Origin of the sequence: Streptococcus oralis subsp. oralis (assembly GCF_002096495.1) — a bacterium.
Lineage (GTDB): Bacteria > Bacillota > Bacilli > Lactobacillales > Streptococcaceae > Streptococcus > Streptococcus oralis_CU.
Genome location: NZ_NCUO01000012.1, coordinates 764,290 through 777,564 on the forward strand (window position 1 = coordinate 764,290; position 13,275 = coordinate 777,564).

Below are 13,275 nucleotides of genomic sequence, written 5' to 3' on the forward strand. Positions count from 1 at the left end.
AAGGTTCTCCTTTATTCTTTGTTTTCTTTGATTTCAGCCAGCATCTTTTCTTCCTCTGCTGTTAGTTGATAGTTTTCTAGCAGGTCAGGTCTGCGCTCGTAGGTTTTCTTTAGACTCTCATACAGTCGCCACTGGCGAATCTTTTCATGGTGCCCACTCATGAGCACATCTGGCACGACCATGCCTCGATAGTCATAAGGGCGAGTATACTGAGGATATTCGAGAAGTCCCGAAGAGAAGCTATCATCCTGGTGACTAGACTCCTTACCAATCACTTCTGGAATCAAGCGCACGGTCGCATCAATCATAGTCATGGCTGCCAATTCACCACCAGTCAAAACATAATCTCCTAGAGAAATTTCATCGGTTACCAAGGTTTTGATACGCTCGTCATACCCTTCATAGTGACCACAGATAAAGATCAGTTCCTCTTCCTGAGCCAAATCCTCAGCGTAGGCTTGATCGAACTGTTTTCCAGCAGGATCAAGAAGAATGACACGGGGATTTTTCTTTTCAATAGCATCAAAGGCATCGAAAATGGGTTGAGCCCTTAGCAACATCCCCTGACCGCCTCCGTAAGGTTCATCGTCAACATGACGGGCCTTTTCAGCATATTCTCTGAAATTATGATACTGGATATCCAAGAGCCCTTTTTCTCGAGCCTTCCCAACAATCGAGTGCTCCAGCGGAGAAAACATCTCCGGAAAGAGGGTTAAAATATCAATCTTCATCATCTAACCCTTCTAAGATTTCCACTTCGACCCGCTTGTTTGGAATATCAACATTGAGAACTACTGGCGGAATGTAAGGTAAAAGCAAATCTCGCTTGCCTTTTCGCTTGACCACCCAGACATCATTGGCGCCTGGTTGCAGAATTTCCTTGATGGTTCCAACCAAGTTATCTCCCTCGTAAACATCCAAACCGATAATCTCGTGATAGTAGAATTCACCATCATCTAAATCGTTCAAATCTTCCTCAGCGACCTTGAGACTATAGCCCTTGTACTTTTCAATCGCATTGATATGGTACATGTCTTTGAATTTGATAATGTCAAAGTTCTTATGCTTACGATGACTTGCGATGGTCACTGTTTGGACAAACTGATCTTTTTCATCAAATAAAGCCAGCTCTGCCCCTTTTTTAAACCGTTCCTCAGCAAAATCCGTCACAGACAAGACTCGCATCTCCCCCTGTAGACCCTGCGTATTGACGATTTTTCCAACATTAAAGTAGTTCATCTTGTCTCCTGTATCTATTTCTATCCTTTATTTTATCACGTTCCAGGGATTTTCACAAGTTGGAGAAAATCAGCTATAATCCCAAAATTGCTAGTAGTTTCCTCTTTAATGTTAATTTATATTTAAAAGAAGAAATATTTATATTCCCGTTATACATATTACTATAAAATGTATACTCCCCAATTTGACCTTGACTTGTCTTCCATTTCATTCTTAAACTAGGTATAGTCTCAGGTAAATTTGTATAAATCAATAAGCATGTATAATTTTTTAAATTTTTGACTGTATGTATTTTATCTTGAACGACTAAACAATTACTTTTTGAATCATAGATTAAAGAATAAAATTCTACAATTTCAATGTCAACTTCTTTTGGATAAAAAATCAAATGGTTATAATGTTTATCATTTTTATTATGTTTAAACTCATAAACATGATGAAATCTCGTATGTAAGGAATCAAATTCGATTGGTTTAATTGCCTGAATTTCGATATTATTAATATAGGCCTTATTCTGGAAACTTATTTTTAAAATTACACCTATAAAAGTCGAAATCTGTATAATTCGTAATAACCAATCAATATACACCGCCCAGTCTATTTTTAAAAAATAATCAGTGTTCAATATTTCTCAAATCTCCCTTCAAAAAACTCTCCAAATCTCTTTCATGTTGGTACTTAATGGCTGCTTTTTTATCTTTCTCAAAGATGGCTTTGGTTAGGTCTATGTCATTAATAGCTGCAATTGCGACGGTGTAATGAATGATATCAACCAGTTCTTTGGCAAGTTCCTCGTTTGAGTCCTGAACGCCCTCTTTTCGACCAGAGCGCCCATTCAAGACCTCGGCTACTTCTCCGACTTCCTCCACTAGCTTGATAAAGAGACCTTCCTCAGTTCGAGATTGCTGGTAAAGTTCGAGTAAGTAATCTTGTAATTGTCTAAACGTTAAATCCTTCATCTTCTCCTCCTCACAAAAAAGCGAGACTTCTGTCCCGCTTTTCTTATTTTTCGTCGATAACGATTCTTACTTTCTTGTCTTCAGTTGGGACAGAGTAGACAATCGTTCTTATCGCTGAGATAGTGCGACCTTTACGACCGATAACACGACCGACATCGCTTTGGTCAAGATCCAAGTGATACTCCAAAAACTCTGGTGTGTCTTCGATCTTGATAGTTAAGGCATCAGGTTGTGAAATCAAAGGTTTCACAATCGCAATAATGAGATTTTCAATCGTATCCATCTGTCAACCTACTTTAAACTTATTTTGAGAATTTAGAATCGTGGAATTTTTTCAATACGCCTTCTTTTGAAAGGATGTTGCGAACTGTATCTGAAGGTTGAGCTCCATCAGCCAACCATGCAAGAACGCGGTCTTCTTTCAAAGTTACTTGGTTTTCAGCAACAAGTGGGTTGTAAGTACCAACTGTTTCGATGAAACGTCCGTCACGTGGTGAACGTGAGTCTGCTACGTTGATACGGTAGAAAGGTTTTTTCTTAGAACCCATACGAGTCAAACGGATTTTAACTGCCATTTTTTAATGTCTCTTTTCTTATTTTTTTATTTCGGTGAAATAGCTGAGCTATTTAGCACATGTTCTATTATAGCAGATTTCTGACAGGTGTCAAGAAAAAAACTTGACAGAGTTTTAATTTTTTTAACTCCTAGAAATTTTTAGTAAAATCATTAACATTTGAAATCACCTCCCTTTTAGGGTACAATGGTAGAAATGAATTTTTGAGAGGAAAACAATGAAAAAACTAGCAACCCTTCTTTTACTATCAACTGTAGCCCTTGTTGGATGTACTAGTATCCAACGTAGTCTCCGTGGTGATGAATATGTCGACTCCAGCATCTCAGCTGAAGAAAGCTCAAAAGCAGCTGCTCAGGCTGCCAAAGATTTGAATGACGCATTGACCAATGAAAATGCCAACTTCCCTCAACTTTCTAAGGAAGTTGCTGAAGATGAAGCTGAGGTCATTTTACACACAAATCAAGGCGATATCCGCATCAAACTCTTTCCAAAACTAGCACCTCTTGCGGTTGAAAACTTCCTTACTCACGCTAAGGAAGGCTACTATAACGGCATCACCTTCCACCGTGTCATCGATGGCTTTATGGTCCAAACTGGAGATCCTAAGGGAGATGGTACAGGGGGCCAATCTATCTGGCATGATAAGGATAAAACAAAGGACAAGGGAACTGGTTTCAAAAATGAAATCTCTCCTTACCTATACAATATCCGAGGAGCCCTTGCTATGGCTAACACTGGTCAACCAAACACCAACGGTAGCCAGTTCTTTATCAACCAAAACTCAACAGATATTTCTGCTAAACTCCCTACAAGCAAGTATCCAAAGAAAATCATCGAAGCCTATAAAGAGGGTGGAAATCCAAGTCTAGACGGCAAACACCCTGTCTTTGGTCAAGTCATCGATGGCATGGATATTGTTGACAAGATTGCCAAGGCTGAAAAAGATGAGAAAGACAAACCAACGTCTGCTATCACCATTGATAGTATCGAAGTGGTGAAAGACTACGACTTCAGTAAAAAATAAGCCATCAACAGATAAGGAGACGATGACATGATTTTATTTTGGGGTTCTAAAGGTTATCAGAAAGACTTGGGACATACGCAAACAGCGATCGAATGTGGTCATTGTAACAATGTCGACACTTGGGAAATCGTAGAAACTGGGCGCAAGTTCACCCTTTACTGGATTCCACTTTTTCCTTATGGTAAAAGTTACTTCGTTTCTTGTCCGATTTGCCACTACGGTAAAGAAATTGAGAAATCTGAAATTGAAAGCTTTTTAAATTACTAGTCAAAAAGGCCAAGTCATTTCGACTTGGCCTTTTTAGTGCTTTTAAGTTAGCTTGTTAAAATCCCAAATTTGGTCCATCCAGCCTTCATAGAAGTCTGGTTCGTGGCAAACCATAAGAATGCTTCCTTTGTATTCTTTAAGCGCGCGCTTGAGTTCTTCCTTGGCATCCACATCCAAGTGATTGGTCGGCTCGTCCAGCACTAAGACGTTGTTTTCACGGTTCATCAAGAGACAGAAGCGCGCCTTGGCTTGTTCCCCACCTGACAAGACCTGAATTTGGCTTTCGATATGCTTAGTTGTCAAACCACAACGAGCAAGGGCTGCACGGACTTCTGCTTGGTTAAGGGCAGGAAAGGCATTCCAGACGGCCTCTAGTGGTGTTTGACGATTGCCACCTTCTACTTCCTGTTCAAAGTAACCAAGTTCTAGATAGTCACCGCGTTCAACTTCCCCAGCGATTGGTGGAATAATTCCCAAGAGAGACTTCAAGAGGGTTGTTTTCCCGATACCATTTGCACCGATAATAGCAACCTTTTGATTGCGTTCAAAGGTGAGGTTTAAGGGTTTGGTAAGGGGACGGTCATAACCAATCTGCAAGTCCTTGGCTTGGAAGATAAAGCGCCCTGGCGTACGAGCTGGTTTGAAATCAAAGGATGGCTTTGGTTTCTCGCTTTGGAGTTCGATAATATCCATCTTATCCAATTTCTTTTGACGAGACATGGCCATATTACGCGTTGCAACACGCGCTTTGTTTCGAGCGACAAAGTCCTTGAGGTCAGCTATCTCTTTCTGCTGACGTTCGTAAGCCGCCTCTAGCTGAGATTTCTTCATGGCATAGACTTCTTGGAACTGGTAGTAGTCACCAGAGTAACGCGTCAACTGTTGATTTTCCACATGGTAAACGATATTGATTACGTCGTTGAGGAAAGGAATATCATGCGAAATGAGGACAAAGGCATTTTCATAGTTTTGGAGATAGCGCTTGAGCCAGTCAATATGCTCAGCATCCAAGTAGTTGGTTGGCTCGTCCAGCAATAAGATATCTGGTTTTTCAAGGAGGAGTTTAGCCAAAAGCACCTTGGTTCTTTGTCCACCTGATAAGGCAGTTACATCCGTATCCATGCCAAAGTCCATGACACCGAGAGCACGCGCTACTTCATCAATCTTAGCATCCAAGGTATAGAAATCTCGACTCTCCAAACGGTCTTGGAGCTCTCCTACTTCTTCCATGAGTGCATCAATATCCGCCCCGTCTTCTGCCATTTCCATATAGAGGTCATTGATACGAGCTTCTGCTTTAAATAGCTCATCAAAGGCTGTACGCAAGACATCACGCACGGTTTGACCTTCCTTTAGCACAGCGTGCTGATCCAGATAGCCAGCAGTCACATATTTGGACCACTCCACCTTCCCTTCATCTGGCAACATCTTACCAGTCACGATGCTCATAAAGGTTGATTTCCCTTCACCGTTAGCACCAACTAGACCGATATGCTCTCCCTTGAGGAGACGGAAAGACACATCTTCAAAAATTGCACGATCACCAAAACCGTGACTCAAATTTTTAACTTCTAAAATACTCATTCTAATTCCTTATCTTGTTTTTATGCAGTCCTTTATAGAGAACCCAAGCCAGATAGCCTCCCAGGGTATTGGTCCACAAATCATCAATCTCAAAGACGCGATTAAAATCAAAGAAAAAGTCTAAGACCAGCTGCGTACACTCGATTCCTAGGCTCAGTAGAAAGCTGAGAAGGATGATTTTTTTGGTTTGTCGCAAGTTTGGACAGAGATAGATCAGTTGAAAGACTAGCGGGAAAAGCAAGAAGACATTTAAAATGTTCTGCAAAAAGATCCAAAGGACTTGTCCCAAACTGGTCACTTCACCCAGATTCCAAAGGGAGTTTAAGGGAGTTAAAAGAAAAACCAGGCGTCCAAAAGTTTGAATACCTGGAGTTTCCACTCCTGTAGGAAGCTGAGGTTGGGGAGTGAAGCAAAAACAGACAATGCAAAGACTGTAAATAGCCACTCCCAATCTCAAGATTAATTCTCTTTTTCTTGTCATTTTATGGATTTACCGCTGCGACTGCCTTCTGGCGGTCACGTTTCATTGTATTGGAGCGCAATTGTCCACAAGCTGCATCAATATCTGTACCATGCTCTTGACGGACAACGCAGTTAATCCCTTTCTTCTTGAGGGTATCGTAGAAGGCCATCACACGCTCTTTGGGACTACGGCTATATTGGTCATGTTCACTAACTGGGTTATAAGGAATCAAGTTGACATAAGACAATTTCTTGATGTTCTTGAGCAACTCAGCCAATTCCAAGGCTTGTTCAACGCCATCGTTGACTTCATTGAGCATGATATATTCAAAGGTCACACGGCGATTGGTTGTTTCGATATAATACTCAATAGCTGCGAAAAGCTTTTCAATCGGAAAGGCACGGTTAATTTTCATGATGCTTGAACGCAATTCATTGTTTGGTGCGTGAAGGGAAACAGCCAGATTGACCTGTACGCCTTCATTAGCAAAGTCACGAATTTTATGGGCCAAACCTGAGGTTGAAACCGTGATATGACGAGCACCGATTGCCATCCCCTTGTCATCATTGATGGTACGGACAAAATTCAATACATTGTTGTAGTTATCAAATGGTTCACCAATTCCCATGAAAACGATATGGCTGACACGTTCGTCCTGACCACGCTCATCAAAGTATTTCTGAACCAGCATGATCTGCGCTACAATTTCACCGTTATTAAGGTCACGTTGCTTCTTAATCAAGCCTGACGCACAGAAGGTACAACCAATATTACAGCCAACCTGAGTGGTCACACAGACTGACAAACCGTAGTGTTGACGCATGAGTACTGTCTCAATCAACATGCCATCTGGCAACTCGAAAAGATACTTAACAGTACCGTCAGCTGACTCTTGTACGATCCGCTGTTTCAAAGGATTGACCACAAACTGGTCATTGAGCCTGGCAATCAAATCCTTGGAAAGGTTGGTCATTTCTTCAAATGACTGGACACGTTTACGGTAGAGCCATTCCCAGATTTGATCTGCACGGAATTTCTTTTCCCCTTGTTCTAATACCCATTCTTGCATGGCTTGACGTGTTAAACTATAAATAGACGGTTTCATCTCTTCTCCTTATTTCTCTATCTATTTCTGACGAATGATAAAATGGCGCTGTCCCTTGTCCTCTTTCTGAGACTTTTGATCCTTATGACGACGTCTATTTCGCTTATCCGCATTTGGTTTTCTCTTGTTTTGAGAAGGTTTCTTTCCTCTTCTAGGAAGATTCTCCTCTTCCTTTTTACGCATTTTCTTGTCAAACGACGCACGCTTCGGTGCTTGGTTTTCTAGGACAAAATAAGCACAACCATAACTACAATACTCTAAAAGATAATCCTGTAAGCGACTGATTTTTTCAATTTTTTCCTCTGTTCGGTCGTCTTTATAAAAGCCACGTAGACGGAGCTGTTCATTGCTCCAGTCCCCCACGACATAATCAAACTTGGTCAACACTTCTGAGAAGCGTTGATTAAAGACGGTCACATCGAAAGCATCCTTGATATTTTCAACCAAGGTAAAAGCAATCCCTTCAGTCTCAACCTTATCCCCATTCACATGAAATTCTGGGCCAGGAAACTTGTTATAATTGTATAATTCAGGTGCAATTTCTTTACGCATAGTCTTCCTTTTCCACGATTACTTAACACTCTATTTTACCATATTTTCTACAAGTTGGCACGAATATCCTGAAAATGAAAAAAGTCTGACGATTCTGTCAGACTTCTGCTTTATAACTTTAAAAAGAGAAGAACAATTCTTCCCTCCATATTTTATTATTTAGCTGCTGCGTAAAGCTCGTCTACCTTATTCCAGTTAATGACTGAGAAGAAAGCTTTGATGTAGTCAGGACGCACGTTGCGGTATTTCACGTAGTAAGCATGTTCCCAAACGTCCAAGCCCAAGATTGGTTTTTTTCCTTCTGAGATTGGTGTATCTTGGTTTGCTGTTGAAGTTACTTCAAGTTTTCCTTCTTTGTTGACAACCAACCAAGCCCATCCAGAACCGAAGCGAGTTGTAGCTGCTGCTGTAAAGGCTGCTTGGAACTCTTCAAATGAACCAAATGTTGCATCGATTGCTGCTGCAAGTTCTGCTGAAGGAGCAGTCTTTTCAGGAGTCATCAATTCCCAGAAAAGAGCGTGGTTCAAGTGTCCACCACCATTGTTGATAAGTGCTTGACGGATATCAGCTGGGATAGAGTCTACATCAGCAAGCAAGGCTTCAAGGTCTTCACCAATTTCAGGGTGTTTTTCAAGAGCTGCATTTGCATTGTTTACATAAGTTTGGTGGTGTTTGTCATGGTGCAAGTGCATTGTTTCTGCATCAATGTATGGTTCCAAAGCGTCGTATGCGTATGGAAGGTCTGGTAAGATAATAGCCATCTGTAATACCTCTTTTTCTTTCTATATGAAAATGATAACGCAATCATCCTCTTTTTTCAAGTTTTTTGCTCAATTTGCTTCTGCCGCGATCTGCAAAAGTGCCTTTTCAAACAAGTAACCTTTTTCATAGATACCTGTCTTAATCTGATAGTCTGTTTCAATCAAATAAGAAATCGCTCGCTTGAGAAAAGCCAAGGAAATCCCTCTCGAATCTCTTAATGCAAACTTCATTTGATAAGGATTAGGATTGCGCCCCAAATAAGTTCCCAGACTGCTTGCAATCTGCGATTCCGTCTGACCAGTCTCTGATAAAATCTTCACTTGGGTAAAGGTACGAAACTGTCCTAACATGACAGCTATGAGCTTGATTTCATCCTCCCCTTGCAAGGTCAAGTCTCTAACCAGGTCACGGGCCAGGTCAATCTTCTTAGCTAAAATAAGCTGAGTCAAATCAAAAATATTGTCCTGCAGGGTCTTTGGTATAGCCTCGACAATATCCTTCTCCTCAATCACGCCGTCTGACTTATAAGACTGCAAAAAAAGGAGATTTTTCTGGATTTCACTAAATTGAAAACCAGATTTGAGAAGTAGATTTTCAAAGGACTGCCCCACAAACTGCAGACCTTGTGTCTGACTCCATTTTTTGAAATACTGGCGGAGTTCTTGTTCCTTGGGTTCAATAGCATCAAATACAGTCGCATCTCGTTTGAGCAATTTGGCCAACCGTCTTTTACTATCCAACTTTCCTTCCACAAAAATCAAGAGTTTAGTCGTCGGTGAAGGGTTATCAAGGTATGCCTCAAACGACTTGAGCTCATCATCTGTTAAAAAACGTTTCTTGGCTGTTGTAATATCGACAAAATGGTCTAATATCACGATTTTTTCATCCGCAAAGAAAGGGAGACTGACCAACTCCAACTCTAAGTCTTTATAGGCTACTTCTTTCATATCAAAGTAAGCAAAATTGAGATCAGCTGGATCATAACCAATCTGTTTCAACACTTGACTCTTCATAACTTCAAACTGGCCCTGGTCTGTCCCTGTAAATAGAATCAAGCTAGATAAATTTGATAGAGATACCTTTTGACTCTCTTCTATGGCTAGCATCTTCTCTCCTTTCTTCTGATTTTTTTCTAACTTTAATCAATATAGCGCAATTTCCCACGGAAATCTTCTAGGTTCTCGTACCCTTTTTCCGCCATAATAGCTTTCAGTTCATTGGTAATGCGTTCAAAAGCACTGATACCTTCTTTGTGAAGAGTGGTCCCTACTTGCACCATACTCGCACCGCAGAGGATATGTTCAAAGGCATCACGCCCCGTTAAAACGCCACCCGTTCCGATAATTTGGATTTGGGGATTTAAACGTTGGTAAAAGGCGTGCACATTCGCTAGAGCGGTCGGTTTGATATACTCTCCACCAATTCCACCAAAACCATTCTTAGGACGAATCACGACCGACTCGTCTTCTATATAAAGGCCGTTTCCGATAGAGTTAACACAGTTAACAAACTTGAGCGGGTATTTGTTGAAAATAGCTGCCGCTTGATCAAAGTGAACAATATCAAAATAAGGTGGCAATTTGATTCCAAGAGGTTTGGTAAAGTAGGCAAATACTTCTGCCAAGATACAATCTGTTGTCTCAAAATCATAAGCAATCTGAGGTTTTCCTGGAACATTTGGACAAGAGAGATTAAGCTCTGTCAGTCCTTTGAATTCACTCTCTTGCACTTTTTTCAAGATGGTATGTGTTTCTTCTGGAGACATGCCAACTAGAGATAGGAAGAAAGTTCGGTTTGGCTCTTTTTCCTGCAAGTCCAAAAGATAGTTCAAATAGTAGTCTAAGCCATTATTTGGTAAGCCCATGGAGTTGATAGAACCAAGTGGAACATTCTGGTATCGTGGCTCAGGATTGCCCTGACGAAAGTCCAAGGTCGCAGTCTTCGTAACAAAAGTACCCGCCGCTGAGTTTTTGACTCCTTCAAGCTCTTCTATCGTCATACAAGCCACACCCGCCGCATTCATCAAGCAATTGTCAAACTCAAAGCCAGCTATTTGTGTTTTCGTTGATACCATGATTCTGATCCTCCAGATTCCTTTTATTTCTAATATTATACCATACTTTAAGATTTTCTCTTTGAGAAACTAATTTCTATATAAAACGTTCGGTTTTGTAAATTGAAAGAATTTTTAGAAAATTTCTGTTTTTTTCTTTACACTCAAAAAAAATTCTGCTATAATGGCTCATGTAATAAAATATAACAACAAAAGGAGAACGATATGACATCTGCTAAAGACTATATCCAAAGCGTGTTTGCAACTGTGAAAGCTCGTAACGGGCATGAGGCTGAATTTCTCCAGGCGGTTGAAGAATTCTTCAGCACTTTGGAACCTGTATTTGAAAAACATCCCGAGTATATCGAAGAAAACATCTTGGCACGCATCACTGAGCCTGAGCGCGTGATTTCTTTCCGTGTTCCTTGGGTTGACCGTGAAGGTAAAGTCCAAGTCAACCGTGGTTACCGTGTTCAATTCAACTCAGCTGTTGGACCATATAAAGGCGGACTTCGTTTCCACCCAACTGTAAACCAAGGGATCTTGAAATTCCTCGGTTTCGAACAAATCTTTAAAAACGTCTTGACTGGACTTCCAATCGGTGGAGGTAAAGGGGGATCAGACTTCGATCCTAAAGGTAAGACTGATGCTGAAGTGATGCGCTTCTGCCAAAGCTTTATGACAGAATTGCAAAAATACATCGGACCATCTCTTGACGTACCTGCTGGTGATATCGGTGTTGGTGGACGTGAAATTGGTTACCTATACGGACAATACAAACGTCTTAACCAATTTGATGCGGGTGTCTTGACTGGTAAACCTCTTGGATTTGGTGGTAGCTTGATTCGTCCAGAAGCAACTGGTTATGGTTTGGTTTACTACACTGAAGAAATGCTCAAAGCTAATGGTAACAGTTTTGCTGGTAAGAAAGTGGTTATTTCAGGTTCTGGTAACGTAGCTCAATACGCTCTTCAAAAAGCAACTGAACTTGGCGCTACTGTTATCTCTGTATCTGACTCAAATGGTTATGTCATCGACGAAAATGGTATTGACTTCGATCTTTTGGTTGATGTTAAAGAAAAACGCCGTGCTCGTTTGACTGAGTATGCAGCTGAGAAAGCAACTGCTACTTACCATGAAGGTTCTGTATGGACTTACGCTGGTAACTACGACATCGCTCTTCCATGTGCGACTCAAAACGAAATCAACGGTGAAGCAGCTAAACGTTTGGTTGCTCAAGGCGTTATCTGTGTATCTGAAGGTGCTAACATGCCTAGTGACCTTGATGCGATTAAAGTCTACAAAGAAAACGGAATCCTTTACGGTCCTGCCAAAGCTGCCAACGCTGGTGGTGTAGCTGTATCAGCGCTTGAAATGAGCCAAAACAGCCTTCGCCTTTCATGGACCCGTGAAGAAGTTGATGGACGCCTCAAAGACATCATGACAAACATCTTCAATACAGCTAAAACAACTGCTGAAACATACGGTCTTGGTACTGACTACCTTGCAGGAGCAAATATCGCTGCCTTCGAAAACGTAGCAAACGCTATGATTGCACAAGGTATTGTTTAATTAGTCGATACATCCTATTGGAGGACAAATGATGAACTTACGGCCAATGGAAGTGAGAGACAATTCAGCTGTAGCGCAGCTCATTCGAGCCAGCCTAGAAGAATTCGGGCTTGACAAACCAGGAACTGTCTACTTTGATTCTCATCTAGATCATTTGGCCGACTATTATCAACAGCAAGAGAGAGCAGCTTACTTTGTTCTGGAAGATGAAGGACAGCTGGTTGGCTGTGGTGGCTTTGCACCTTTGTCTGATAAGATTGCTGAATTACAAAAACTGTACGTCACTAAGAATAGCCGTGGCAAAGGTTATTCCAGCAGGTTGATAAAGCGGATATTCCAGGAAGCCCGTCTAGCTGGTTATGAACAGCTTTATCTAGAAACCTCTACTGAACTGGCTACGGCTGTGGCCATCTATCAACACTATGGTTTCAGATCACTGCAACAACCACTTTCTAACGCCGCCGGCCACCCAGCTATGAATATCTGGATGATAAAATCCCTCTTATCAAATGAGTAGATATTAGTATACTCTGGTCGACTCGAAGACATCATGACCAAGAACCACAACACAGCTAAAACAACTACTGAAACATACGGACTTGGTACAGGTGACCTTGCAGGAGAAAATATTGTTGACTTCTAAAATCTAGTAAATGCTGTGATTGCCCAAGGTATTGTTTAAGCACTATCAAACTAGAAGAAATCCGACTGCTTATGAAAGCAGTCGGATTTTTATATATCTAATTTTTCAAAAAATTTTCCTGCTACCAGCTTTTCTTTTAGCCTCTCTAACAGCTCATTCTCCAGGAAAGGACTTAGTTCGTCAAAATCTTGACAAACCTTAAAAACCGTCTCTCTATCCATCTGACCATAAGCTAATTCATAATAGTCCTTATGATGATACCAGTTCTGGTCATAGTTGATATCTGTCCGTTGATAGTAAACGATGTTCTGCTTCGGTGTCAGGTAAAGCTTCTGTGTTAGAATGCTTTTCTGATCTTTGGACAACTTACTACGACTGAAAATTTTGACACCTTGAAAAATCTTACGCTCATGGATACCTTGATTTGTGACTTTCAATTCAACTCTTTTATAGTACATATAGTCACCTCCTGAAATT

18 protein-coding genes are annotated in these 13,275 nt (G+C 41.0%); 4 read left to right on the forward strand and 14 right to left on the reverse strand.

The window, feature by feature from the left end; genetic code table 11:
* Positions 1 to 11: 11 nt before the first annotated feature.
* The 6 genes from trmD to rpsP all read right to left on the reverse strand — a co-directional run bounded on the left by trmD (position 12) and on the right by rpsP (position 2,773).
* Positions 12 to 731, reverse strand: coding sequence for a tRNA (guanosine(37)-N1)-methyltransferase TrmD (trmD, locus tag B7717_RS09140; RefSeq protein WP_002882191.1), 720 nt, complete (start codon positions 729 to 731; stop codon positions 12 to 14).
* Complete coding sequence (rimM, locus tag B7717_RS09145) at positions 721 to 1,239, reverse strand: ribosome maturation factor RimM (RefSeq protein WP_049477660.1); 519 nt, start codon at positions 1,237 to 1,239, stop codon at positions 721 to 723. The genes trmD and rimM overlap by 11 nt, the downstream gene beginning before the upstream one ends.
* 73 nt (positions 1,240 to 1,312) lie before the next feature.
* Positions 1,313 to 1,864 (reverse strand): hypothetical protein, encoded by a 552-nt coding sequence (locus B7717_RS09150; RefSeq protein WP_001090812.1) that lies wholly within the window; start codon positions 1,862 to 1,864, stop codon positions 1,313 to 1,315.
* Positions 1,854 to 2,198, reverse strand: coding sequence for a MazG nucleotide pyrophosphohydrolase domain-containing protein (locus B7717_RS09155; RefSeq protein WP_049520697.1), 345 nt, complete (start codon positions 2,196 to 2,198; stop codon positions 1,854 to 1,856). Before B7717_RS09155 ends, B7717_RS09150 begins: the two co-directional genes overlap by 11 nt.
* A gap of 43 nt (positions 2,199 to 2,241) precedes the next feature.
* Positions 2,242 to 2,481: an RNA-binding protein KphA gene (gene kphA, locus B7717_RS09160; protein WP_000379617.1), complete on the reverse strand. Its 240-nt coding sequence runs from the start codon at positions 2,479 to 2,481 to the stop codon at positions 2,242 to 2,244.
* 19 nt (positions 2,482 to 2,500) lie between these two features.
* Positions 2,501 to 2,773, reverse strand: coding sequence for a 30S ribosomal protein S16 (gene rpsP / locus B7717_RS09165; protein ID WP_000268760.1), 273 nt, complete (start codon positions 2,771 to 2,773; stop codon positions 2,501 to 2,503).
* 217 nt (positions 2,774 to 2,990) lie between these two features.
* Between rpsP and B7717_RS09170 the strand changes: the two genes are divergently transcribed.
* Entirely contained in the window at positions 2,991 to 3,797 is an 807-nt protein-coding gene (locus B7717_RS09170) for a peptidylprolyl isomerase (RefSeq protein ID WP_084944599.1), read from the forward strand.
* A gap of 27 nt (positions 3,798 to 3,824) precedes the next feature.
* The gene (locus B7717_RS09175) at positions 3,825 to 4,064 is read left to right on the forward strand and encodes a zinc-ribbon domain-containing protein (protein ID WP_084944602.1); all 240 of its coding nucleotides are present in this window, start codon (positions 3,825 to 3,827) and stop codon (positions 4,062 to 4,064) included.
* A gap of 42 nt (positions 4,065 to 4,106) precedes the next feature.
* Here B7717_RS09175 and B7717_RS09180 read toward each other — a convergent pair whose 3' ends face one another.
* The 7 genes from B7717_RS09180 to B7717_RS09210 all read right to left on the reverse strand — a co-directional run bounded on the left by B7717_RS09180 (position 4,107) and on the right by B7717_RS09210 (position 10,604).
* Complete coding sequence (locus B7717_RS09180) at positions 4,107 to 5,648, reverse strand: ABC-F family ATP-binding cassette domain-containing protein (RefSeq protein WP_084944605.1); 1,542 nt, start codon at positions 5,646 to 5,648, stop codon at positions 4,107 to 4,109.
* Between the two features lies 1 nt (position 5,649).
* Positions 5,650 to 6,129 (reverse strand): VanZ family protein, encoded by a 480-nt coding sequence (locus B7717_RS09185; RefSeq protein ID WP_084944607.1) that lies wholly within the window; start codon positions 6,127 to 6,129, stop codon positions 5,650 to 5,652.
* A 1-nt stretch (position 6,130) separates the two neighbouring features.
* The gene (gene rlmN, locus B7717_RS09190; RefSeq protein WP_084944609.1) at positions 6,131 to 7,216 is read right to left on the reverse strand and encodes a 23S rRNA (adenine(2503)-C(2))-methyltransferase RlmN; all 1,086 of its coding nucleotides are present in this window, start codon (positions 7,214 to 7,216) and stop codon (positions 6,131 to 6,133) included.
* Positions 7,217 to 7,237: 21 nt separating this feature from the next.
* Entirely contained in the window at positions 7,238 to 7,768 is a 531-nt protein-coding gene (locus B7717_RS09195) for a YutD family protein (protein ID WP_084944613.1), read from the reverse strand.
* Positions 7,769 to 7,923: 155 nt separating this feature from the next.
* Positions 7,924 to 8,529, reverse strand: a complete 606-nt coding sequence (gene sodA / locus B7717_RS09200) for a superoxide dismutase SodA (RefSeq protein WP_000974728.1) — start codon at positions 8,527 to 8,529, stop codon at positions 7,924 to 7,926.
* 69 nt (positions 8,530 to 8,598) lie between these two features.
* Positions 8,599 to 9,636, reverse strand: coding sequence for a DNA polymerase III subunit delta (holA, locus tag B7717_RS09205; RefSeq protein WP_084944616.1), 1,038 nt, complete (start codon positions 9,634 to 9,636; stop codon positions 8,599 to 8,601).
* 32 nt (positions 9,637 to 9,668) lie between these two features.
* Complete coding sequence (locus tag B7717_RS09210) at positions 9,669 to 10,604, reverse strand: dihydroorotate oxidase (protein WP_084944619.1); 936 nt, start codon at positions 10,602 to 10,604, stop codon at positions 9,669 to 9,671.
* A 204-nt stretch (positions 10,605 to 10,808) separates the two neighbouring features.
* Between B7717_RS09210 and gdhA the strand changes: the two genes are divergently transcribed.
* The gene (gene gdhA, locus B7717_RS09215) at positions 10,809 to 12,155 is read left to right on the forward strand and encodes an NADP-specific glutamate dehydrogenase (protein ID WP_000199520.1); all 1,347 of its coding nucleotides are present in this window, start codon (positions 10,809 to 10,811) and stop codon (positions 12,153 to 12,155) included.
* 31 nt (positions 12,156 to 12,186) lie between these two features.
* On the forward strand, positions 12,187 to 12,672 hold the full coding sequence (locus tag B7717_RS09220; protein ID WP_084944621.1) for a GNAT family N-acetyltransferase: 486 nt from the start codon (positions 12,187 to 12,189) through the stop codon (positions 12,670 to 12,672).
* 215 nt (positions 12,673 to 12,887) lie between these two features.
* Here B7717_RS09220 and B7717_RS09230 read toward each other — a convergent pair whose 3' ends face one another.
* Entirely contained in the window at positions 12,888 to 13,256 is a 369-nt protein-coding gene (locus B7717_RS09230) for an EXLDI protein (protein WP_084944625.1), read from the reverse strand.
* Between the last annotated feature and the right edge of the window lie 19 nt (positions 13,257 to 13,275).